The following is a 24516-nucleotide window of genomic DNA, read 5'->3' as shown; positions in this document are numbered from 1 at the left end:
AGCTTAGGAGTCTTTTTTTGTCTCAAAATCATCGTATTCTATATAGTTGAAATAATAATCTACATCATTATCTTGATCATTTTGGTATATCTTTGCCATATCCTCACTCATTTCACCAATCATATCAGTGATAAATTTACGGAGAGATCTTTGGCCAAACATCATATCACTTACATCCATCTTGACCTTCCTTATAGAATGGGAGTGGGCAATTTTTTTGGCAAGGTCTACACCATTTATGTGTGCTTTTTTTGTGATAAATCTTGAGAAGAAATCTAGGAAATCTCTTAGATTATTAACCTTTGACCTCATGTGTTTATAAAAAATATTGGATGTGATTCCTTCAGTTTGGATTAGAGTATCGTAGAATTTATCCTTAGATCCATCAATCTCAAAAACTATATGGCTTGTAACATAGTCAAAGGCTTCGTTTATCTCATCTGCCGCATAATCAATTAGTTCATTGATAATATTGTAAAACTTATCATTAAGCCTAGCTATCATGGCATCCACATAGTCAGGCCTATCATTATTTGTAGAACGATATTGGTAGATGTAGTTGGCAAAATCATAGAAGGTGTGGCCCTTGCTATCTATAGGCATTTTAAATTCTTTTGTTAAGATTTTTTCTATAAAATAAATAAGAAGGGGTGGATAGAGGATTTTCTTATCTATCTGTTTAAAAATCTCATCTAGGGCTAGTTCTATATTATCAGATTTTATGTGAATCCTATTGCCAATGGCCTTTATTAAAATTTTGTGCTTGCCATTTTTTTCTATTAGTTCGATTTTGCCCACAAAAGGCTTTCTCATTGGGAAAAAGCGGCTTATTTTTGGAAAAACATAGGCATCCATATAATTATTATAAGGAAGCTTGGTATCCATATTGGAATTTATTTGCTTGATTATTTCCTTTTTTATATCTAGGTCCTCAAGCTTTGGATTGTTGGCCTGGATTCTTATATAATTTGATATTACTTCCTTTAGGGACAATTGATTTTCGAGAGTGTAGATTGTGGCATCATCTACAAATTTTTTCTCATTCTTTTCATCTACAAAGGAAAAGTCCCTAATTAGTTCGGTCTTTACAGAAATTTCAAAACCATGGCTTTCACCAGTTTTGTTTACTATCTTTAGGTGTCTGATTGGTAGGGGATAGGTTATGGTTGATCCTGTTTGTATATTGTAGATAAGCTTTCCTTCTTCTGTGGTAAACTTAGCTGTACCATTTTCGTGTAAGTGGCCGGTGAAGATGAATTTTATACCATTATCAGCTAAGACTTCTATAGGAGTTTTATTATTTAATCTAGGGTCTCTATCTTCTATCTTAGTCTTGTATTCTTTGATTATAAATGGAGAAAATACTAGCTCTTGGTTTCTAAAATTAGGGATAAAGGCGTGGTGACTTACAGCTATAACCATATCCTTGCGGGCCTTGGCTTCATCAATCTTATCGGCAATCCACCTTAGTTGTTCTTTTGAGATAGATCCTACTACATTGCAGATCCCATCCCTGTGTTTTTGTTCCTTATCTGCAGCGTAAATTGAGCTATCAATCATGATGATAGTTAGGCCATTTTCGTATTTAAAATCTTTTTTAACCCTTGCAACGTATGATAGATAGCCATTTGCATAGTAGGAATATTTATCATCCCTCTTGTATTTTTCGTTTACATCTGCTAGATAGGCTTTAAAAATTGGGCTATCCTTATAGAATTCTAATATAGAATCATCTTCATAGATAGATTTATAAATTTCTTCAAAGTCTCTTGGACTAGTCATTTGGGCAGGGCCATCATTTTTATAATCGTAGGCCTTTTTGGAATTTATGTCGTGGTTACCTGGTATTATAAAGGCCTTGCGATCTTTGTCTTTGTTTTTCCATTCATCAATAAGACTAGCAGCCTTCTTGTGGCTTAGGTATTCTCCTTCCTTGGTCAAATCTCCAGAAAGGATTAAAAATTTACTGGCAACCTTATCCACCATTTCCAAGGATTTTTTAAATAAGTACTCGCTCTCAACTACAAGTTTTCTTTCTATTTTTAATTCTTTTCTTAAATTTTCAGTATCTGCAATTAAACTTTGATCTATAACGTGAGGATCAGAAATGATTGATAGATCATAGTTTTTTGTTTGTAAATTTGTCATCCTTTACTCCTCTTATTGTTCCTTTATTATACCTGTTTAGGCCTAGAATAAAATGTATTTTAGCTTTATAAAAAACTTTCTTGTATATTGTAACAAAATAGTTTATAATAATATTAAGAAGTATTATTTGAAATTATGAAAGGAGCCCATATGTTTAAGAAAATTGCAAAGGTTTTTATAGCCTCAGGCCTTCTGCTTGCCCTTAGTGCATGTTCACAAGATAAAGAAATAAAAACAGCAGAAGATTACAAAGATACATATCCAGGCGTTTTTGCCACATATAAGGCCAATGCAGATATGAGCGAAACAAAATTTGGTGGTTCTGTCCAAGTTGACTATCTAGAAGCTCATCCTAATCTTAGAGAATTTTATGATGGTTATGTCTTTGCCAAACAATACGACAGGGCAAGGGGCCATACATATGCTCTAGAAGATGCCATAAATACCGAAAGACCTAAGCCAGGTGCATCTTGTCTTGCTTGTAAGAGTGCTGACTTTGTAGCTGCCCTTGAAAAAGATGGCATAGATGTAAATAGCATGGATTTTGATCAGTTTGTTAAAGACCATCCTGGAATGCAGACTATTTCTTGCTATGATTGCCATATGGATGATATCGGTACAGTCCAGGTAACAAGAGAACACTTTAGAAAACAAATTGATGAAGGTAGGGTCAATTCTAACAATGCCAAGGTTGATAGCCTATCTTGTGCCCAATGTCACGTAGAGTATTATCTAGATCCAGAAACTAAAGAGGTAATTTTACCTTATAAGTACGGTTTTGAAACTGATGATATGCTAAAATATTACGATGAAATTGACTTTAATGATTGGGAACACCCAGCTACAGGCACAGGACTACTTAAGGCCCAACACCCTGAGTTTGAAACCTTTATGGGATCAGTCCACGATGCTGCAGGACTTTCTTGTATAGATTGTCACATGCCAATAGTAGAAGATGAAAAGGGCAATAAATTTAAATCTCACCACTGGACAAGTCCACTTAAATCCAAAGAGACAATCAAGAATTCTTGCCTATCTTGCCACGCTGGTAAGAGTGAAGATGATATGATTGCTTGGGTTGAAGAAGTTCAGCAAGGTGTATATGATAGGACAAATGAAGTAAGCGATAAGCTTAAAAAATTCATTGACCTATTTGCAAGCCATGTCGAAAAAGGCGACTTATCAAAAGAAGATAAGGATAAACTACACGAGATTCACAGACACGCTCAGTTTAAATGGGATTTTGTTTGGGTAGAAAATGGTGAAGGCTTCCATAACTCAAATAAAGCTCATAAAAACTTAGATGAAGCCGAAGCTCTAGTAGACCAAGGCATGGAAATTTTAAGTAAATATGAATAAAAGTAATGGACTCCCACAGAGTCCTTTTACTTTGAGGATAAAAAATGAAAAAAATTATAAAAAAAATTATAAAAAGTTTCTATTCCATGAGGACTGGGATTATTTTACTAATAATAATAGCCCTGACATCTATTATTGGGACCCTAATTCCTCAAGGAAATGATCCAAGATTCTACCTTGAAGCCTATCCATCTTTTGGGAAAATCATAATTTTATGTGATTTTGACAAGGTTTACTCGTCTTGGTGGTATATTTTATTAACCCTTCTTTTGCTGGTAAATTTATTATTTTGTAGCATAAACCGCTTCAAGATAATTTTTGAAAAATCCTTTAAAGATCCAGATATAAAAGTAAGGCTAAAGAATTATCAGAAGTTTGAAAAGATAAAAAAAGATTCTGATATTTTTGAAATCTTAAAGGTCAAAAGCCCAAAAGAAACTGAAATCGATGGGAAAAAAGTTTATTATAAGTTTGATGGCAAGATAGGACATTTGGGCTCATGGCTTACCCATCTATCGATAATCATAATTATTCTAGCCTTCGCCTTTGGTCGCTACAAGGGCTTTGATGAATTTGTACATGGAGTACCTGGAAGTATCCTAGATCTTCAAAATTCTGATAAAAAGATTAAAATTAACCAATACGATGTTTTATTTAGAGAAGACTATACAGTTGACCAATATATAACAAGTTTAGAAGTCCTTGATAAGGATAATAAAAAACTTGATGAGGGCCTCACCATGGTAAATAAGCCTTTTAGGTTTGATGGATTCAATATCTACCAAAATTCAACAGGCTGGGCCTATGAGGCTAAATTATTTAAGGATAAAAAGTTTTTTGAAGAAAAACTCATTTATAAGGGTGACTTCTTTATAGCTGATAATAAAAAAATCGCCCTACAATTTGTAGATTTTTATCCAGACTTTGATGAAACTAGTATGATGAAACCTAGAACTAAGTCACCATTTTTACATCATCCTGTAGCTTTGTATGCTATATTTTATGATGGAGAAAGGGTAGATATGGGCCTTAACCACCCAGGAGAGCCTATCAAATGGGAAGAGTATAGCTTTGTGATTGATAACCCTCAGATGTTTACCCTCTTGCAAGTGGCCCATGACCCAGGTAAAAATATTGCCCTCATAGGAGCAGGCTTACTAATGGTTGGACTCTTCCTATCCTTCTACATCAATCCAAGGGATTTTATCCTGGTAGAAGATGACGACTTTTCTTATCTATTCGTAAAATATGCCAAAAAAGATAAGATATCTAAGGAAAAATTAGAAAAAATTATTGGAGAAGAAAAATATGATTAATTTATTAAATATAGAAAATTTACTTTTCTACCTAGCCTTGTTTGGCTATTTGATTGCCATGTTTCTATTTATAATATTATTTGTAAATAAGACAGAAAAATGGGGGATAATAGGCAAAAATATCATGATGGTCGCCTTTATATCCCACACCCTCGCTATAATTGTAAGAACTATAAATGCTGGAAGGCTCCCACTTTCCAACCAATACGAATTTGCAAGCGCCTTTGCCTGGGGAATAGCCCTTTGCTATTTAATTTTTGAAAAGAAGTATAAACTTCTAGCTATGGGTACCTTTGTTAGTCCGATTCTATTTTTAATAATCGGCTATGCAGCTATGAGAGATAAGACAATCAGACCTCTAATGCCAGCCCTTGATAGCAAGTGGCTTGCAATCCATGTTACTCTTGCAATTCTTTCCTACGGTGCCTTTGCTGTTGCAGCTGGTATTTCTGCTATGTATCTTTTAAGAGATAAATTCTCAGATAATGCCTTTAATAAAGGCATAGCTGAAAAGGAAAAGCTAGATGAGATTGCCTATAGGATTATTGCCTTTGGTTTTATCTTTTTGAGTATGGTTATGATTACTGGTGCCATCTGGGCAGAATCAGCCTGGGGTAGGTATTGGGCTTGGGATCCTAAGGAAACTTGGTCCTTCATCACATGGATAATCTATGCCATCTATCTACATCTAAGAAGGTCAAGAGGCTGGCAAGGAAAAAGAGCAGCTATCTTTGCTATAGTTGGCTTTATATGTGTAGTTTTCACTTATATTGGCGTAAATACCTTTATTCCATCCCTACATTCCTACGCTTAGAAAAAAATAAATAACTTTAAAAATCGGCTAGACTTTGTCAATATTTTTAATATATATTGGCAAGTCTAGCCTTTATAAATATTGTTAAAATAGGAATTTAAAGTACAGTATAATAGTAAAAATTGCTAAATTTTTATATGGAGATTTTATGACATTAACAGAAAGCGTAAATAAGATTACAGGAGCTATATTTATTGCTTGCCTGAGCCTTATCAGTCTGTACTTATCTAGATATAGCCTGATATTTATGGCTTTAATTCCAGTGGTACTTGCCCTTACATCCTTCAGGGATGGCTTCTTATCCGCCTTAGTAAAGGTGGGGTTTACTTATATAAGTGCCTTGGTATTTTTAAATATAGAGCAAATAAATACTAGCTATATCCCCTTAGTTTTGGTAGGGCTAATATTTGTAATCTTAATTAGCTTAAAGATACCAGACAAATATCAAATATTTTTGGCCTTTGTCCTTATAAGCTTGGTTTTTATTTTTCTATTTAAGATAGAAATGATAGAAAATAAGCTTACTATTGATAAAATGGCACTAGATTTTAAACAAGTGGTCGAAAGTTCTTATTCATATAGGTTTGACCTTGATATTTACAAGAAGGCAGTAGCCTTATATCCTTCTCTAATTTCTATGATAGTCATGGTTTATTCAGTCCTTTCTATCAAACTTATTAGAAATTACTTATCCTTTATGGATAAGGGGGTAGAAGATATAAAAGAACTTGACCAAATTAGGGTAGAGTTTAAGGATTTATTAGGACTTACTCTTATCTTTGTAATCATATATTTTCTTGCTAGCTTTATGAATATAGAGAGAACTTATATACTTTCAAACCTCATATTTATTAGCATGATAATACTTGTAGCAAACGGCCTAAGTCTTTTTGACTACATGCTTAAAAAATCTAGTCTGCCTTTGACAAGAGCCTTTCAATGGTTTTTTATGATAATTTTATTTCAAGTTATCTTCATTCCACTATTATTTTTTGGTTTTGCAGATATATTTATAGATTTTAGATCAAGGAGGAAAAATGCGAAATAATGAAAAATTTATTAGTAGATCTAATTTAATCTTGATTTTGGCCTTTCCTCTAATTGCATCCCTAATAGTTTTTTACTATAATAAGACCCTAGGTGCTGTAGGAATACTTGTTTGTATTATTTTGTTTTTCTTTTTGAAAAACATAAATTCTACAAGGGATAAGGAATTGCAGAAGTATGTTGATAATATCAGCTTTTCATTTGATTCCATTACCAAAAATGTAGTATTTGAAATGCCATTTCCAATTGCTATTTTAGAAGAAAATAGAAAAATAAAATGGCATAATTCATTTTTTAGGGACTTATTCCCAAACCATAAGCTAATTGGCGAGAGCATCGATTCAATTATACCTGACTTTGCGGAAATAGAATTTGATAATGAGGAAATTAAACAATCACAAAATGTTAATATAGCTGATAAGATTATTCAATTTTATTATTCTACAATTTTTAATGAGGGTGATGATAGTAATCAAACCTTCTTATATGGAATAGATAATACTTATGATGAGTCAATCAAAAAACTTTTTAAGGCAAAAAGATTAGTTTTTTATTCTGTTTTTATAGATAATTATGATGACCTAAGAAATTCTGCCCAATCTGACCAAAGAGCTCAGGTATTAGGTGAAATAGATAGGGTGATTAATGAATATTTCAAAGCTTATGATTGCCTAATTAGGAAATATGAAAATGACAGGTTCATGATTATAAGTGAGTATCAGGATTATAAAGAAATTCGTGATGATAAATTTTCGATTTTAGATAAGGTCAGGGATATAAGCAAGGGCAATTCCATTCCGCCAACCCTTTCAATAGGTGTTGGCCTTGCTGGAGAAAAGCCATCTGACATATATTCTGATTCAAGAGATGCTATAAATATTGCCCTATCTCGTGGAGGAGACCAAACTGTAGTCAAACTTGAAGATAATTATGAGTACTATGGTGGAAAAACTAAGGCAATTGAAAAAAACTCTAAAGTTAGATCAAGGGTCATTTCCCAATCACTAAAGAGAATGATGGAATCAAGCCCTGATATTTATGTTATGGGCCACAATAATCCTGATATGGATTCATTTGGGTCAGCACTTGGTGTTTATGAAGGTGCAAGGTCGATAAATAAGAGGGTTTATATTATCCTAAATGAAGTCACAAAGCCTATAGAAAATATGTATGCGAGGGTTATAGATGAGCTTAGCGAGCTAAAGGATAATATTCTAACTGAAGATGAAGCTTTAAGAAGAATATCTTCCCAGTCCCTTATAATAGTTACAGATAACCATAGAAAAAATTCTACAGAAGGCCCAAAACTTCTGGATATGACTGATAATATATTTATAATAGACCACCACAGAAGGGGTAAGGATTATATCAAAAATGCCACAGTTTCTTATATAGAGCCTTACGCATCATCGGCATCAGAGCTTGTTACAGAGATTTTATCTTATCTAGATGAAAACTTTAAGGCAAGAACTGCTGTAGCAGAATCCCTACTTGCAGGTATAACAGTCGATACTAAAAACTTTGTCTACCAAACAGGTGTAAGAACCTTTGAGGCAGCCTCAATCCTAAAAAGATGGGGTGCTGACTCAGTATATATAAAAAGAATGTTTAAAGATGACTTTGAAATTGTAAAATATAAGTCAGAGGTAATAGCAGATTCTGTCATAGTCGAGGATTTTATAGCTATTGCCCACTTTAATAGGGAAATAGATGGTTCTACCCTTATTGCAAGCCAGGCTGCAGATGATCTTCTTAATATAAAGGGAGTACTCGCAAGCTTTGTACTTACAAGGGCTAACAATAAAATTCACATATCAGGTAGAAGCTTAGGCGATATATCGGTACAATTAATACTAGAGCGCATTGGGGGTGGCGGACACTTAACAGCCGCAGCCACCCAATTAGAGATGAGCATGGAAAATGCTGAAAAAATGTTAAGAAAAGCAATAAAAGAATATTTAAGAGAGGAAGAAGAAAATGAAAGTAATACTAACAGATAATATTGTAAGAGTTGGAGTAAAGGGAGACCTAGTAGATGTAAAGCCAGGATATTTTAGAAACTATCTTGATCCACAAGGCCTAGCTGTAAAGGCAACAAAAGATAATATGGCTGAACTTGAAAAAATGAGAGAACAACTTAAGGCAGAAGAAGCTGAAAATAGAAAAGAAGCTGAAGCACTTAAGGAAAAAATCGAAGCTCTAACAATCGAACAAAAGGTAAGAGTAGGAGAAGATGGAAAGCTATTTGGTTCTGTAACAAACAAAGACCTTGCTGAAGCTCTAGCAAAAGAAGGAATCGAAATAGATAGAAAGAGAATCGAAGAAATCGAAAAAATCGATGGAGTAGGTGAATTCGTACTAAACGCTAGACTTTATGAAGGAGTAAATGCAGACCTTAAGGTAAACGTGGTAGCTGAGGCAGAATAATGACAGATGGCTTAAGGCCACTACCTTATGACTTCTTATCAGAACAGGCTATCATAGGCTGTATTTTAAAGAAAAATGAAAGCTTTGATAGTGCAAATCAAATAATAAAACCTGTAGACTTTTACGATTCAAGGACACAGAGGATATATAAGACTATAGTCACCATGTTTGAAAAAGACATCAAGGTAGACGTAGTATCCCTTATATCTCAATTGTCGAACGAAAATATATTACAAGAAGTTGGAGGGGAGGAGTTTATCACTGAGATTACCCTCTCCTCATTTTATACTCCAAATATTGACACCTATTGTAAAACAGTCAAGGCCAAATCCTTATTAAGAAGTCTAATCGGGGCCAGTGAAGATATAATAGAAAAATCCTACAGGCAAAGCGATGATGTTTCAGACATCCTAGCTAGTGCCGAAAATAGGATATTTGAGATATCACAAGATAACCACTCCCAAGGTCTAGTAAGGGTAGCAGACACCATGGATGATACCCTACGACAAATCAACGAACTAACCCTGGCAGATGGGAGAATAACGGGAGTTGCTACAGGACTTGAAGCTGTAGATAACAAACTTTCGGGACTCCAAAGTTCCCAACTAATATTACTAGCTGCAAGACCAGCTATGGGTAAGACTGCCCTTGGACTAACCATGGCGTGGAATGCTGCTAAGGCAGGCAAATCTGTAGCCTTCTTCTCTCTAGAGATGTCAATCTATCAGCTAAACCAAAGACTCTTATCAATGGTAAGCCTAGTAGGCCTAGAATCAATAATCAATGGATCTATAAGAGATGATGATTGGACACTTCTAATAGATGCTACCAAAAAAATAGTAGAAACAGACCTCTATGTAGATGAAACCCCAGGCATAAGATTATCAGAAATGAAATCAAAACTAAAAAGGCTAAAGGCAGAAAAGGGACTTGATTTAGTAGTAATAGACTATCTCCAGCTAATGCAAGCTGATGGTAGACAAGAAAATAGGCAAAATGAAATAGCATCCATATCAAGGGGCCTAAAATCCTTATCCAAGGAACTAAATTGTCCTATACTTTCCCTTGCCCAATTATCAAGAGAGGCAGATAAGAGAGCAGATCATAAGCCAATCCTATCAGACCTGAGAGAATCAGGCGCCATCGAGCAGGATGCCGATGTTGTAATGCTCCTATATAGAGAAGATTATTATGATGAAGAGGTAGAGCCAAACATAGCCAAGCTAATCTTTGCAAAACACAGAAACGGAGCAACTGGTACAGTTGATTTGTATTTCAACAAGCCATGCACCACCTTCATCAATTTAAGCCACAGGGATGAAAATGCCTAGAATATATTTAGATAAAATAGATAGAGAAAGTGCCTTAGAACTAAAAAATTGGGGCAATTTTTCCGACCCAAGACTTATAGGCTACAATTATGGCAACCTCACAGACTTTGAGCTAAGGCTTTGGTATGGCAATATAAACATGCCAAACAAGAGATATTTTGCAGTCAGAAGAAAAGAAGATGACAGATTTATAGGCTTTATCGGCCTTAAAAATATAAATCCAATCCTAAAAAGAGCCAAACTAGGCATAGTCTTTGATGCAAATTACGTATCCTGCGGCTATGGATACGAATCCATAAGAGAAATCTTTGTAGTATTTTTTGAAGAAATGAGATATAGGACCCTCTATTTAGATGTAAACCTCTTTAATGAAAGGGCGATAAAGGCCTACGAGAAGGCTGGTTTTAAAAAGACCTCCTACACGAGAGAAGTCTTTGAAAACCAAGCCATAGACTTAGATGAGAGATATTTTGAGATGTCCAAGGGCCTAATCTATTCAAAGATAATGAATATGAAAATAAGTAAGGATGAATATAATGAACTTTGAAATGCAAGAACTGAAACTGGATATGGGCACCACCCCCTTTGAGAATATGTTTTTAAATACTTATCTTCAGATGGCAGATGGCGATGCTATCAAGGTTTATCTCCTAATTTATAAGGATATATATAATGATGGCACAGTCGATGTAGCAAAGATTAAAAGACAGTTAAGCTTTGATGATGAAAGATTTGAAAAAGCCGTTAATTTTTGGATAAATATGGGCATCTTTAGAGAAAAAAAGGCCTCAGATGGGACAAATTTTATAGAAATAATCTCCCTAAGGCAGATGTATTTTGGAGAAAGCGAGCCTACAAATGACAATGAACTAAACTTTGACAAGGCTCAAAGAAAGTCAATCATGTTTGAAAATATCGAAAGAATAATAGATAGGCAGCTCACTCCAGCAGACATAACAAGGATCCACGAGACATTGGGAGAATATGACCAAGATCCAGAGCTTGTAACAGAAGCCTTTAGACAGGCAAGAGAAGCAAATAACGTAGATGTAAAATATGTAATGGGCTATCTAAAAACCTGGAGAGATCAAGGCATAAATAGCCTAAATGAGCTCAGGATGAGGGAAGAACGTAACAAGCTTAAAAAATCCAGAACAGTAAGAACCTATAGGAAAAAATCTGATTCAAATGTAGGAAATGATAACGACAATCTTGCCCAAACAGCAAGGGCTAGAAGACTAGAGAGATTGAGAAATCAGAGGGACTAATATGAAGGCTAGTGAAAAAGCAAGTCTAATCTTACAAGAAAGACGTAGAGAAAATAAAAGACGCCAAGAAGAGGCTATAAACGAAGTCTATGACAAAATCCCAAAGATAAGAGCTCTAGATAAGCTAATCAAGCAAGTAGGTTTTGATAGTATAAGACTAGCAGCAGAAGGCCTAGACACAAAGGCAAATGAAGATAAGCTTAAAAATTTAATAGGAGAAAAACACAAAGAGCTCCTTAAGGCAGGCTTCCCTGTAGATTACATGGAGGAAAAATATTTCCATCCACTCTGTAAGGATACAGGCTTTGTGGGCAATGAAATTTGCTCATGCAGGTCTCAAATCATAATAGATGAGAATTATAAAAGATCTGGCATAAGACAAGTCATAAATAGGGAAAATTTTAAGACCTTTAATATCAATTTATTTTCCAAAAATCCTTATCCAGAATATGCAAACATAAGCCCCTATGAAAATATGCAGATGATCCTAGCTGATTTAAGGAAATATATAGACAATTTTGATAGACAAAGCGGAAATATTTATATCCAAGGGAAAGTAGGCAGAGGCAAGACTTTCCTGATAAATTCCATAGCCAAAGAGCTATTGGATAGGAATTATTCAGTAGTCTACATGACATCAACCAAACTTTTTAAATTTTTAAATGATTACTATTGGGCCTTTGAAGATAGAAGGGGAAATTTGGAAAACCAATACGACCTAATCTTTGAATGTGACCTTCTAATAATAGATGACCTAGGCGCAGAAACCCACAGGTCAACCGACCAATCAAACCTATTTGATGTTGTAAATGAGAGGATGAATAAGAATCTACCAATAATTCTATCATCCAATCTCGATGAAGCCTTAATAGAAGAGATTTATGGACCTAGAATATTTTCTAGAATATTGGGTAATAATTCAAAGACCTATGAAATATTTGGGGAAGATCTTAGACTAAAGGGGACAGATTATGATTTTAGTTGATAAAGAAAAAATGCGAGCAATCGACTCTTATGCTATAAATGTGCTAAAAGTACCAGCCCTAAGCCTTGTAGAAAGGGCAAGTCTAGCTGTACTTAAGCACATTAATCTAAACAAATTTGGATACTTTGCAATAGTTGTCGGAGTAGGAAATAACGGGGCAGATGGCCTAGCCCTAGCGAGAAATCTCCTAGCTAGGTACAAGGATGTAGAAATATATATACTTGGCGATCTAGAAAAGGCAAGTGAAGAATTCCGCCTAAATCTAGAATCTTGCCAGATGCTTTGCGAAGAGATATTTTATGTTCAAAGCATAAAAGATTTAGAAGAGATGGAAAGACGCCTAAATAATGTCAATCTAATTGTAGATGCCATCTTTGGTACGGGCTTAAATAGGCCAGTCACAGGAATATACGCCACAGTAATATCTATCATCAACAATGTAATGAAATATAAAATTTCAATAGATATACCATCAGGCCTTGATGCAAGTACTGGCCAGGACCTAGGCGAAGTGGTCGATAGCGACCTAATAGTAACTATGCAGCTGATGAAAAAGGGCATCTATGAAAGAGAAATCTATAAGAAAAAATGCGTAATTGAAGACATAGGCATCCCACAAAAGGCCATAGATTCAGTTTTGTATGGTCTAGTTGATTAAATTATTTATTTTCATCTTCCTTTGCAATCGTTTGCCACGCTAGTATAGTAAAAGAAAAGAGGAGGATCCTATGAAAAAGAATTTCTTACTAATATTGATATGTCTTTTTTCCCTCATATCTTGTGCTAGCCAGAAGCCAGATAATAGTGAAGCAGACCTTGCAAATGAATATGCAGACGAGGCAAGACCAGAAATTGATGATCCTAGATATGCTGATATGGCAAAAGATGAGGCCGTGGATTATGGAGAAGGGTCAGACCTATCAGATGATTCAAATGATTATATAGAAAGATTTGTATATATTGATCTTGAAACTACATCCTATGATAAGGACCTAGATACTATAAAAAAATCAGTAGCAAAGCTAGAAGGTTTTGTAGAAATTGAGTCAACATATTTTAATAGGACCAATGAAGATAGGGACTTAAGAAACACTGAACTTACCATAAAAATTCCAAAAGAAAGTGCTGAAAAATTTGACCAGACCCTAGAAGGCCTGGGTAAAACTATAAATGTTTCCAAAAACTCTAACAACTTAGAAAAGTCATTTAGGGATGCAGATAAGGATTTAGAAATAAAGGAAAAACAGCTGGAAAAATTTAATGAGCTTTTGGAAAATTCTAATAATATAGAGGATACCCTTGTTATTAATGCCAAGATTATAGAAACCCAAGGGGAAATAGATAATCTCAAAAAAGCAAAGGCTGACCTAAAAGATAGGGTGACCTACGATACCTATAATGTAGGCATAAATGAAGTATATTCTTATAATAGAAATTCCAACAATCCTGACCTAGGATCTAGGATAAAGGAAGCAATGGGAGATTCTATTGGCCTTGTCAAGGAATTTTTCTCTCAGGTCATAGTAGGATTTTTCTTGTATTGGCCATTTATAATAATTATCTTGGCCTTAGGATTTGGACTTTATAAGCTAAGAAAAAAATTTAAGTCAAAAAAGTAATTTTAAAATTTTGACACTTAAGATAAGAGGCTTATTTTCTTTAATACAAAAGGATAAAGCCTCTTATTATTTTAAAATATTAGTAGAATAAAAGTATATTCTATTAAACATAGTAATTCTTATTTCTAATTTAAAAAGATTGACTAATCTTAACTAATTAGTTATAATTAAAATGAATTATAAAATATATAGGAGGATTATATGGATTTAATCATTGGTATTCTTTTGATTATCACCTATATAGGGCTTGCAGTATATGCAGCCAAGGGCGGAAACCTTATGACTGGTTTCTTTGTCATGGCTGTTTTATGGCTTGGTCTTTGTATAGTGGGTGGTCAAATAAGTCTTACAGACGGAATGACAGAAATTTTGCAAAAGGGACCAGAATCATGGGGCGCTACGGCGGTTAATGTTATCTTTGGTTCTTGGTTTGGTAAGATATTGGTAGATACAGGCATAGCAAGCAAGCTTATAAAGTCTGTAACAGAGTTGGGTGGAGATGATCCCCTTATTGTTACCCTTCTTTTATCTCTTGTAACCGGTATCATTTTTACAGCAACCTTTGGTGCTGGTGCTGTTGTAGCTATAGGTGTTATTGTTTTACCTATCCTACTTAGCCTTGGTGTGCCAAAGTTCTTGGCGGTTTCAGCTTATCTTATGAGTGTTGGTAGTGGTATGTACCTTAACCCGGTTTTATTTAGTCAAATGCAGGCTATCTTTGAAGATATGACCTATTCAGATCAATACATAAGCTGGGCCTTTGCTGCAATGGCAGTCCAACTTGTTGTTATAGGAATAATGCTATTTACTTATATGAAGGTCTTTGCTTCATCAAGAAGAAGAAAGAGAAAGGCCTGGGGAGTGGACATAAATGAGGCTAATGATATGGATAGGGTACCATGGTATGCTTTATTTACTCCTATTATCCCAACATTTTTATCAATAGCCTTCAAGGTGCCAACAATTCCTGCCTTTATAGTAGGAGCTGTATTTGGACTTGCTACTTGTAAGATGATTGGTAGGTCTTGGTCAGAGATGTCAAGAATAATATCTTCTACCTTCTATGAAGGTGTAATAGATGTTGCTTCCCTATTAGGTTTCTTATTTATTCTTCCAATGTTTAATAAGATTTCTGGTATAGCAGCTCCTTTCTTTGACCCAATCCTAGGAGATATCTTGCCAACAACAACCCTTGGCCTTGCCATAGCCTTTATGATTATGGCGCCACTTGGCCTATTTAGGGGACCACTTACAATATTTGGTGCAGGTGCTGCAACAGTAGGAGTTTTAAATGCTTTAGGAGATTTCCCAACAGCCTTCTTATTTACTCTCATGTATGTACCAACCATAGCTATGAACCTTTCTGCTTGTCCAACTCAGTCTTGGAACTTGTGGGCATTAAACTACAGTAAGGTAAGTGTCAAAGATTTTATGAAAACTGGTCTACCTTGGGCATGGTTGATCACAGCTATAAATTTATTTTTAGTTTTTGTATTCTTTGGTAGATAGGAGAAAATATGAGTAAACAAATACGTGTAGGTATAGATGTTGGTGGTACTAATACAAAGGCAGTTGCTATAGATAATAAGACTTATGAAATAGTAGGAGTTGGTATTATTCCAACAACCCACGACCATGAGCTGGGAGTAAGTGCTGGTGTAATAGAATCATTTAAAAAATGTCTGACCGAAAATAATATATCAAGTGATGAAGTGGTTTTCATTGCTCATTCCACAACCCAAGCTACAAATGCCCTAGTTGAAGGAGATGTAGCCAAGGTAGGAGTGATCGGAATTGCTGATGGAGGCCTTGTAGGATTTTTATCTAAAATTCAAGGTAAAATTAAGGACATAGTCCTAGATGAATCAGGCAAAAGAAAAATCACAACTGCCTATAGGTTTGTCAATAGGAAAGATTTTTCAAGAGAATTAGTATCAAAGCTAATGGATGATTTAATCGCTGAAGGATGTGGAGTAATAGCAGCATCAAAAACCTTTGGTGTTGATGGAATGGATGAAGAGCTTCTTATCAAAGAACTTGGCAAGGAAAAGGGCATAGAAGTCTGTGCAGCAAGTGAGATTTCAAAACTATACGGCCTAACTAGAAGAACAAGAACAGCCGTAATCAACGGCTCAATCCTTCCAAGGATGATTTCTACTGCAGATTCAACAGAAGATGCGGTAAAGAAGGCAGGAATAGGAGCACCCCTTATGATAATGCGTGGAGATGGCGGCGTAATGGATATCGAAGAGATGAGAAATAGGCCAGTACTAACCATGCTTTCAGGACCAGCTGCATCGACAGTCGGAGCTCTTATGTACCTGAGGGTATCAAATGGTATTTTCTTTGAGGTAGGCGGAACAACTACAGACATAGGAGTTATCAAAAATGGTAGACCAATGATAGATTATGCGGTAGTTGGTGGTCAAAGAACTATGGTAAACTCCATGGACGTTAGGACAGTAGGTGTTGCTGGTGGATCAATGATAAGAGCTAACAATGGGAAAATTGTAAAAGTAGGCCCAAGATCTTGCCACATAGCCAACCTTCCTTATGTAGTCTTCACTGATCCTAAGGAATTTGAAAATCCAGAAGTAATTCAATTATCACCAACAAAGGGAGACCCAGCAGATTATATAGCAATCAGGGCCAATGGCAAAGATTACGCCCTTACTACAACCTGTGCAGCAAATGCCCTAGGAATTATCGAAGAAGGCGACTATTCTTATGGAAATCCAGAATCAGCAAAAAGATGCTTCGAAGTCCTTGGTAAATTCTTGGGTATGAGTGGAGATGACGCTGCAAGGGCAGTGCTTGATGATGCAGCCAAAACCACAAATGAAGTAATATTAGACCTTATGGATAAGTATAGGGTAGAAGAATCTCAAACAACCATAGTCGGTGGTGGCGGTGGAGCAAAAGTCCTCCTACCATTTGCAGCTGACAAACTTGGAGTTCCATACACCCTAGCAGATAAGGCAGAGATTATATCATCAATCGGTGTAGCTCTAGCTATGGTAAGGGATGTAGTAGAAAGAGTAATCCCTCAACCAACTAGAGAAGATATAATAGATTTAAGAAATGAAGCAACCGATCAAGTAATCAAATCAGGAGCAACACCAGAATCTGTAGAAATTCAAATAGAAATTGACCAGCAAACATCCAAGGTCCGTGCCATAGCAACAGGATCAACAGAAATAGCAAGTCAAGACCTCTCTAAGGAAATCACCGAAGAAGAGGCCCTAGACCTAGTTGCTGAAAGCTTTGGAGTTGAAAAGAGTCAAATCAACAAAGAAACAGAAAATGAATTCTTCAGAGTTTATACAAGTCAAAAAGGTAACAAGAAAGAGCTTAGAGCTATTGATAAGAAGGGCTTCATAAAGCTTCAAAGAGCAGATGCAGTAGCAGCAAAAGCTACAGCTGGTGGAGCAAGAACTCTTGCTGGCAATATGTGGAATGATCTTGCAGTCTTTAAGTCTGATATCAAGCTAAACCCAGACCTCTACTTATGTGTAGGTGCGAAAATCGTAGACTTTGAAGGCCTAACAAGCCTAGACCAGCTAAATATGCTCCTTGATTCAGAACTATCACTAAGAGAAGGAAACGAAGATATAATCTTAGTCGGAGCCAAAAACGATCTTTAATGGAAGATAAAAAATTAAAAAGTTTGTTAAAGTTAGATGATTATTTCTATTATTTCTATCTTTTAAAAGCTGATGTTTTTAAGGACAGGATAGAAAATTCGGATGAAATAATAAGGCAAAGTATGCATTGTGCTAGTCTTTGTGCCAAAGAGTTGAAAGAGCAAAAGATTGGCCTTTCTGACCTTAAAAATAAATACGGCCTAGTATTTGAAGAAGGCATTAGCCAAAATATCTTCAATCTATATGACCTAGCTCTGTTTGAAAGTCCAAATAAGATAATATTTCATAAGGATAATATAAAAATCCTTGAAGATGAAATGGCAAAGGAAGATAAGCAAATTTTTTCCAAAGTAAGTCCTAAGGAGATTATAACTTGCCATGAAATATATCACAAGCTTGAAGAAGATAGGCTTATCACAGATAATATCTATGTAAGTTACAAGCTTTTTGGGTTTATTAAAAAGAAAGTAAAACTAAAGTCCCCTAGTGAAATAGGGGCTATGGTTTTTGCTAAAGAATTTCTAGATTTGGACTTTAATCCTGCACTTTTAGATTATTTTTTAGCCAGAGCTTATAATGGAGAAGAAATCATATTTAATAAACTTATAGGAGAAAAAGATGAAAGTATCTTATGAAATGTTAAAGGAAACCATAAAAGCTGCCCTAATAAATAATAAGGTAGATGAAAAAAGAGCGGAAATCATGGCCGAAGTTCACGCCGATTCAACCCTAAAGGGAGTTAATTCACATGGACTTAATAGGATTCCTAGACTTGTTAAATTTATAAATGATGGTCTTATTAATCTTGATGGTGAGATTGAGCTTAAAAAAGCCAAGGGAGCCTGTGAAGTCTATGATGGAAATCTTGGTTTTGGTGTTATTAATGCCATGGCCTGCGTAGAAAGGGTGACAGACCTTGCCCAAAATCATGGAATAGGTATGGTTAGCCTTAGAAACACCACCCATTGGATGCGTGGCGGAGCCTATGGGGAAATGATAGCTGATAAGGGTCTAATTGGAATGTGCTGGACTAATACAGAATCAGTCTTGCCTCTTTGGGGTTCTGATGAGCTAAGCTTAGGCAATAACCCGGTAGGAATTGCCATTCCATCTGACACAGGCAATATTTGCCTGGACATGGCTGTGTCATTGTATTCTTACGGTAAGCTTGAAACTACAAGGCTAAAGGGAGAGAAATTACCTTATCCAGGTGGCTATGATTCTAATGGGAATATAACAGATGACCCAGCAAAGATAGAAGAAACAGGAAGGCTTTTGCCAATAGGATATTGGAAGGGATCAGGACTTGGAATTGCCCTAGATACCATGGCAGCCCTTTTGTCAAATGGTAAGTCAACCTACCATATGGACGATGATGATGCCTTTAACTGTACAGGCTGCTCACAAATATTTATAGCTATGGATCCAGAAATATTTTCAACCAAGGAAGAAAATGAAGCGACCATAAGGAAGATAAAAGAAAGAATTGCATATGCCCATCCAATAGAAGAGGGCAAAATCCCAAGATATCCTGGTCAGGGTCTAATTTTAAGAAAGAATAAAAACCTAGAATCAGGAATTGAAGTAGATGATAATATCTTTAAGGAAGTAGAAAACTTAGGAAGATAGGTAGGAAGGTCTGGTATAATAATTGTGCCAGACCAATTATTTTGACAAATCTATATTTAAATGTTATTATAATATATACATGGGGAGTTAGCTCAGCTGGAAGAGCGCCACGTTGACATCGTGGAGGTCGCTGGTTCAAGCCCAGTACTTCCCACCATAAGAGATATTGACCACCTTGGCTTGGCCAAGGGTATTTTTTTATTTACTATCTCTTAAATAAAACTTAAGGAGTAGCTTATGATGGATTTTATGAAAAAAATTCCTGGTGGTTTGTTGCTTGTTCCAATGCTGATTTCAGCTATTATTTATACCCTAGCACCTAATCTATTTATGATTGGAGGTATGACCCAGGCCTTGCTTACAAAAGATGGGCTTACTTATATTATTGCCTTCACCTGCTTTTGCTCAGGAGCTGTAATTGATTTAAAAACACTTGGCCAAGTTTTTAAAAGAACAGGCCTTCTAGCCCTAGTTAAAACAGCTATAGTTATTGGATTTGGATTTTTATATTTTAAATTTTTTGGATTAGATGGAATCTTGGGTCTATCTACCCTTGCTATAATTGTAGGCCTTGCCTCAACCAATCCTTCCCTATATTTGGCACTCGAGGGAGAATATGGCTCAGCCATTGATCAGGCTGGCTTTGGCATCCTTGCAATAATGTGTACACCAGCTTATCCGCTATTGCTCTTTGGCTTAATTCAATCCTCACCTATTAACTGGATGAATATCATTTCAACACTCATCCCCCTAGTTTTGGGACTTATTTTAGGTAATATTGATAAGAAGTTTGGAGAATTTATGAAACCTGGCTTGGCCTTAAGTCTTCCACTTATGGGATGGTCATTTGGTTATGGTATTAATATTATAGAAGCAGCCAAGTCTGGTTTTACAGGTATTTTGCTTGCTATGGTTTTTTATATAGTTTTATTACCTATATCCTTTATTTTCGAGCGAAAAGTGCTAAAATTAAGCGGCAAAAACTCTATTGCTATGAACTCAATTGCTGGTATGAGTGTATCTATACCATCTATAATTGCAGCAACTAATCCAAGCCTTGAAATATATAAAGCAAATTCAACTGCAGCAATTGCTTTTGGTGTTGTTATTACATCTATTGTTACACCAATTTTAGTTAAAAAAGTATATGAAATGAATAATAAAAAATAGGCCTAGTGCAAAATATGAATGAAAAACGCCGTCATTAAATGATGGCTTTTTTCATACTGCACTAGGCCTTTTATTATGGTCTTACTTTATTTTCATTTAAGATTTTTCTAATAACTAGGTCAGCGTAGGCCTGGCTACCTTCTACATTTGGGTGAGTCCTATCAACAGCGAGTAATTCTGGCCTATCTTTTACATAAGACCTCCAGTCGATTAGGTGGGCCTTTGGATTGTCATTAACAAAAGCTTCCAAGTCGCTATTTACCTTGTCCATATAGGATTGTAGGTGGCTGGTGTTTACAAAATAAACATCCCTGCCATCAGCTATATCCATTATAGCCTGCATATCATTGTGGTTGGCAGACCCATTGGATCCTAGAGAAATAAGGACAATATCGCCAAGACCGACATTATTCTTTATGGCCTGCAAGATACCAGGTCCTTCAGGCATGTCACGTCCAACCTTGCCGTCTAGGTAGAGGTTAGGCATGTAGTTTCTTAGGTACTTATCAATATTGATCAAAACCGAATCGCCAACAGCACTCACACTGACATCCTTCACATAGGCTAGCTCATTTTCAGTAAAATCAAAATCATCATAGGCCTTTTCCTTGAAATCTTCGTTAGAATCAGCCTTCTTGCTTTCTTTTTTATCTTTGCTTACTTCCTTATCTTTTTCATCTTCTTTAGGAAGAGCTTTAGGGTCTTTTTCGGTATTTTTCTTCTTTTGAAGCTCGTTATGCTTTTTAATCTCCTCCTGACTTTGCTCAAATCTAGCCTTAAGCTCAGCCATTTCTTGTTCTTTCTTATTGCCTATAGCAAGTGAAATTATATTAAAGATAATAAGGCTTACAAAAGGGATGATAACTAGGTATTTGTTAAGTTTTTTCCTAGAAAAGATTGCATGAGATATTTCTCCTAAGAAAATTATCCAGGCAATTTGTAGGCCGTAATAAATAATCTTATTATCAAAAATATTTATAAGGAAGTAGGAGAAGAAAACCTGGATTATATATTGCAAAATATAATAATGTAGGCTCCTAGATCCTATAAAGACCAAAATAGATCCGCCCCAGCCAAGCTTTCTCTCCCTCTTATCTAGGCTATTTTCTAGCTTAAAGATAAAAAATATCAAAAGGTTAAAAGCTAGGGTATAGATTAGGAAAAATGTCTTGTAGATATTTATATCTTCACCATTTATAAAAAACATCGGTACAAATAACAAAATCCCAAGCACGCCCACAATTATTTTTAGGCTTAGCTTTGAAATTTCCATATATCTTCCATAATTTTTATAAAGTAGATAGAAAATCATCCCCAAGAAAAATGCATAGATCCTGGTATCAGTTCCATAATAAATTCTAATAATCGGTACATTCTTATTAGCCAAATAATAAGAAAGTCCAATAGATCCGATAGTTAGTATACTAAGCAAGATAAGCTTAATCGAATCAGAATTTATCTTTCTGCCAATAAATTTTAGTAGGTAAAATATAAGGATAAATTGGACATAAATCGATATGTACCAAAGATGGATGAAAAGGTTGAAATTACCATTTCTATCAAAATATGAAGCTCCAGCAATGATTTGCCTGATATTTTCAAAGCAAAAGGTCGTAGCAAGGCTCGATTTTGCAGAATCATCAAAGATTTCCCTGGCAAAAATCAAACTAATAAGCAAACTTATAGCCATCACAAAAATGATTGGCGGCAAAATATTTTTTATTCTATTTTTAATACTTGCCAAGATATCCTCAAGGCTTAGGAACCTATCATTAGTCATCTCCATCAGAAAACCCGACATGGACAAAAATCCAATCACAGCCAGAAATCCTCCAGGGAAGGCGTGGGCAAAAAGGTGATAGGTAGACACTGCTATAAGAGCAAAAGCTCTTAAGATACTTAAATAATAATATTTTCTTCTTCGTTTAGTTAATTCTTTCACATTCATTCTCCATAGTAAAATTATTATACCCTTATATATTTATAAAATTGTGAATTCTTTATTAATTTTATATAAAGATGATTTTTAAAATCCTTATCATCTTGCATTTTTTAAATTATAATGTATATTATTAGTAATTAAATATTGCGATGAAAAGAAGTAGTAGGTATGGAGTGCACATAGAGAGGAGATGGTTGGTGGAAATCTCTTGCATGAATTATTGAATCCGTCTTTGAGCAAATAGAAATTAAGGCAAGCTATGCTTGTGTAATTTGGGTGGCACCACGAGACCTTCGTCCCAATTGGGGGGAGGCTTTTTTTATGCTTTATTTTAAGGAGTAGAAATGATAGATATTAAATTATTAAGAGAAAATCCAGAACTTGTAAAAGAAAACATCAAAAAGAAATTCCAAGATGAAAAACTAGTCCTAGTAGACGAAGTCCTAGAGCTTGACGAAAAACTACGTTCCTATAAGACCGAAGGTGATAGACTAAGAAGCGAAAGAAACAAAACATCTAAGGAAATAGGCGCACTTATGGGCCAAGGCAAAAAGGAAGAAGCCGAAAGAACCAAGGCCCATGTAGTAGAAATAAACGACCAGCTAGTACATATTGAGGAAGAAACAGCAAAACTCAATGAAGAAGTCAAAAAAAGAATGCAAATCATCCCACAAATAATCGACGAAACAGTACCACTAGGCAAGGATGATACAGAAAATGTCGAAATAGAAAGATTTGGAGAACCTCTAGTACCTGACTTTGAAGTGCCATACCACATCGATATCATGGAATCCTTTGAAGGAATAGACCTAGATGCATCTAGAAATACATCAGGTGCAGGCTTCTATTACCTAAGAGGAGACATAGCTAGACTTCACTCAGCAATCCTATCTTATGCAAGAGACTTCATGATAGATAGGGGCTATACCTACTACATCCCACCATTTATGATAAGATCAGATGTAGTAACAGGAGTAATGAGCTTTTCTGAAATGGAAGATATGATGTATAAGATAGAAGGCGAAGACCTCTACCTAATCGGAACAAGCGAACACTCAATGATAGGTAAATTTATAAACACAATAACAGAAGAAGAAAAAATGCCACTAAAGATGACCTCTTACTCTCCATGCTTTAGAAAAGAAGTAGGAGCCCACGGCATCGAAGAACGTGGTGTATACCGTATCCACCAATTCGAAAAACAAGAAATGGTAATAATCTGTAAGCCAGAAGACTCAAAAACCTTCTATGATGAACTATGGAAAAACACAGTAGACTTCTTCAGAAGCCTAGAAATCCCAGTAAGGACACTCGAATGCTGTTCAGGTGACCTAGCAGACCTAAAAGTAAAATCATGCGACGTTGAGGCATGGAGCCCACGCCAAGAAAAATACTTTGAAGTAGGATCATGCTCAAACCTAGGCGATGCCCAAGCCAGAAGACTAGGCATCAGACTAAGGGGAGAAGATGGCAACTACTTTGCCCACACCCTAAACAACACAGTAGTAGCCCCACCTAGAATGCTAATAGCTTTCTTAGAAAACCTACTTCAAGCAGACGGAAGCGTAAAAATCCCAGCCCCACTACAAATGTACATGGGCGGCAAAGACAAAATCGAACCAACAGTTAAATAAACTTTTGCAATATAAAAGCACCCTTCGCCTGGGTGCTTTTAACTTTAGAAAAATATGAGCAAAATATATCAAAAAACTCTTAAACATGATAAGAAAAAAACCTTTATAAATTTGTAAAAGTCAAGGGTTACAGCTTGCTAAAAAAACATAAAAGGGTAAGATGAGAATAAGAATGTGTGCATA

General features: G+C 35.5%; 20 protein-coding genes and 1 tRNA gene. 19 read left to right on the top strand and 2 right to left on the bottom strand.

Features of this window, described 5'->3' with window-relative positions:
- Nucleotides 1–3 precede the first annotated feature (3 nt).
- Nucleotides 4–2148, bottom strand: a complete 2145-nt coding sequence (locus C8269_RS05440; RefSeq protein ID WP_106460725.1) for a metallophosphoesterase family protein — start codon at nt 2146–2148, stop codon at nt 4–6.
- A gap of 150 nt (nt 2149–2298) precedes the next feature.
- Here C8269_RS05440 and C8269_RS05435 point away from each other — a divergent pair, with 150 nt between their 5' ends.
- From C8269_RS05435 to C8269_RS05350, 18 genes are all read left to right on the top strand, one after another.
- Nucleotides 2299–3507 carry an ammonia-forming cytochrome c nitrite reductase subunit c552 gene (locus tag C8269_RS05435; protein ID WP_106460724.1) on the top strand — a complete coding sequence of 403 codons (1209 nt, stop codon included), beginning with the start codon at nt 2299–2301 and terminating at the stop codon, nt 3505–3507.
- Nucleotides 3508–3551: 44 nt separating this feature from the next.
- Nucleotides 3552–4823, top strand: coding sequence for a cytochrome c biogenesis protein ResB (locus tag C8269_RS05430; protein WP_106460723.1), 1272 nt, complete (start codon nt 3552–3554; stop codon nt 4821–4823).
- On the top strand, nt 4816–5637 hold the full coding sequence (gene ccsB, locus C8269_RS05425) for a c-type cytochrome biogenesis protein CcsB (RefSeq protein WP_234025836.1): 822 nt from the start codon (nt 4816–4818) through the stop codon (nt 5635–5637). Before C8269_RS05430 ends, ccsB begins: the two co-directional genes overlap by 8 nt.
- Before the next feature lie 148 nt (nt 5638–5785).
- On the top strand, nt 5786–6685 hold the full coding sequence (locus C8269_RS05420) for a DUF2232 domain-containing protein (RefSeq protein WP_106460722.1): 900 nt from the start codon (nt 5786–5788) through the stop codon (nt 6683–6685).
- A complete protein-coding gene (locus C8269_RS05415; protein WP_106460721.1) occupies nt 6675–8684 on the top strand; it encodes a DHH family phosphoesterase in 2010 nt (669 codons plus the stop codon). The genes C8269_RS05420 and C8269_RS05415 overlap by 11 nt, the downstream gene beginning before the upstream one ends.
- Nucleotides 8662–9111 carry a 50S ribosomal protein L9 gene (gene rplI, locus C8269_RS05410; RefSeq protein ID WP_106460720.1) on the top strand — a complete coding sequence of 150 codons (450 nt, stop codon included), beginning with the start codon at nt 8662–8664 and terminating at the stop codon, nt 9109–9111. Before C8269_RS05415 ends, rplI begins: the two co-directional genes overlap by 23 nt.
- Nucleotides 9111–10442 (top strand): replicative DNA helicase, encoded by a 1332-nt coding sequence (gene dnaB, locus C8269_RS05405; protein WP_106460719.1) that lies wholly within the window; start codon nt 9111–9113, stop codon nt 10440–10442. The genes rplI and dnaB overlap by 1 nt, the downstream gene beginning before the upstream one ends.
- Entirely contained in the window at nt 10435–10989 is a 555-nt protein-coding gene (locus C8269_RS05400; RefSeq protein WP_106460718.1) for a GNAT family N-acetyltransferase, read from the top strand. Before dnaB ends, C8269_RS05400 begins: the two co-directional genes overlap by 8 nt.
- Nucleotides 10970–11710 (top strand): DnaD domain-containing protein, encoded by a 741-nt coding sequence (locus C8269_RS05395; RefSeq protein WP_106460717.1) that lies wholly within the window; start codon nt 10970–10972, stop codon nt 11708–11710. The genes C8269_RS05400 and C8269_RS05395 overlap by 20 nt, the downstream gene beginning before the upstream one ends.
- Before the next feature lies 1 nt (nt 11711).
- Nucleotides 11712–12695 carry an ATP-binding protein gene (locus C8269_RS05390; protein ID WP_106460716.1) on the top strand — a complete coding sequence of 328 codons (984 nt, stop codon included), beginning with the start codon at nt 11712–11714 and terminating at the stop codon, nt 12693–12695.
- The gene (locus C8269_RS05385) at nt 12682–13353 is read left to right on the top strand and encodes an NAD(P)H-hydrate epimerase (RefSeq protein ID WP_106460715.1); all 672 of its coding nucleotides are present in this window, start codon (nt 12682–12684) and stop codon (nt 13351–13353) included. Before C8269_RS05390 ends, C8269_RS05385 begins: the two co-directional genes overlap by 14 nt.
- Before the next feature lie 70 nt (nt 13354–13423).
- Complete coding sequence (locus C8269_RS05380) at nt 13424–14314, top strand: DUF4349 domain-containing protein (protein WP_106460714.1); 891 nt, start codon at nt 13424–13426, stop codon at nt 14312–14314.
- Between the two features lie 201 nt (nt 14315–14515).
- Entirely contained in the window at nt 14516–15823 is a 1308-nt protein-coding gene (locus C8269_RS05375; protein ID WP_106460713.1) for a citrate transporter, read from the top strand.
- A gap of 8 nt (nt 15824–15831) precedes the next feature.
- On the top strand, nt 15832–17958 hold the full coding sequence (locus tag C8269_RS05370; RefSeq protein ID WP_106460712.1) for a hydantoinase/oxoprolinase family protein: 2127 nt from the start codon (nt 15832–15834) through the stop codon (nt 17956–17958).
- Nucleotides 17958–18593, top strand: a complete 636-nt coding sequence (locus tag C8269_RS05365) for a hypothetical protein (protein WP_106460711.1) — start codon at nt 17958–17960, stop codon at nt 18591–18593. The genes C8269_RS05370 and C8269_RS05365 overlap by 1 nt, the downstream gene beginning before the upstream one ends.
- Nucleotides 18577–19587, top strand: coding sequence for a 3-dehydro-L-gulonate 2-dehydrogenase (gene yiaK / locus C8269_RS05360; protein WP_106460710.1), 1011 nt, complete (start codon nt 18577–18579; stop codon nt 19585–19587). The genes C8269_RS05365 and yiaK overlap by 17 nt, the downstream gene beginning before the upstream one ends.
- Nucleotides 19588–19668: 81 nt before the next feature.
- Nucleotides 19669–19744: transfer RNA gene (locus C8269_RS05355), tRNA-Val, on the top strand.
- Nucleotides 19745–19824: 80 nt separating this feature from the next.
- Nucleotides 19825–20757: a 2-keto-3-deoxygluconate permease gene (locus C8269_RS05350; RefSeq protein WP_106460709.1), complete on the top strand. Its 933-nt coding sequence runs from the start codon at nt 19825–19827 to the stop codon at nt 20755–20757.
- A 73-nt stretch (nt 20758–20830) separates the two neighbouring features.
- Here C8269_RS05350 and C8269_RS05345 read toward each other — a convergent pair whose 3' ends face one another.
- Nucleotides 20831–22705, bottom strand: coding sequence for an acyltransferase family protein (locus tag C8269_RS05345; RefSeq protein ID WP_106460708.1), 1875 nt, complete (start codon nt 22703–22705; stop codon nt 20831–20833).
- Nucleotides 22706–23043: 338 nt separating this feature from the next.
- Between C8269_RS05345 and serS the strand changes: the two genes are divergently transcribed.
- Nucleotides 23044–24333: a serine--tRNA ligase gene (serS, locus tag C8269_RS05340; RefSeq protein WP_106460707.1), complete on the top strand. Its 1290-nt coding sequence runs from the start codon at nt 23044–23046 to the stop codon at nt 24331–24333.
- Nucleotides 24334–24516: the final 183 nt, after the last annotated feature.

This window comes from Anaerococcus sp. Marseille-P3915, from assembly GCF_900258475.1.
GTDB classification, from domain to species: domain Bacteria; phylum Bacillota; class Clostridia; order Tissierellales; family Peptoniphilaceae; genus Anaerococcus; species Anaerococcus kampingae.
This window is presented reverse-complemented; position numbering and strand designations above follow the sequence as displayed.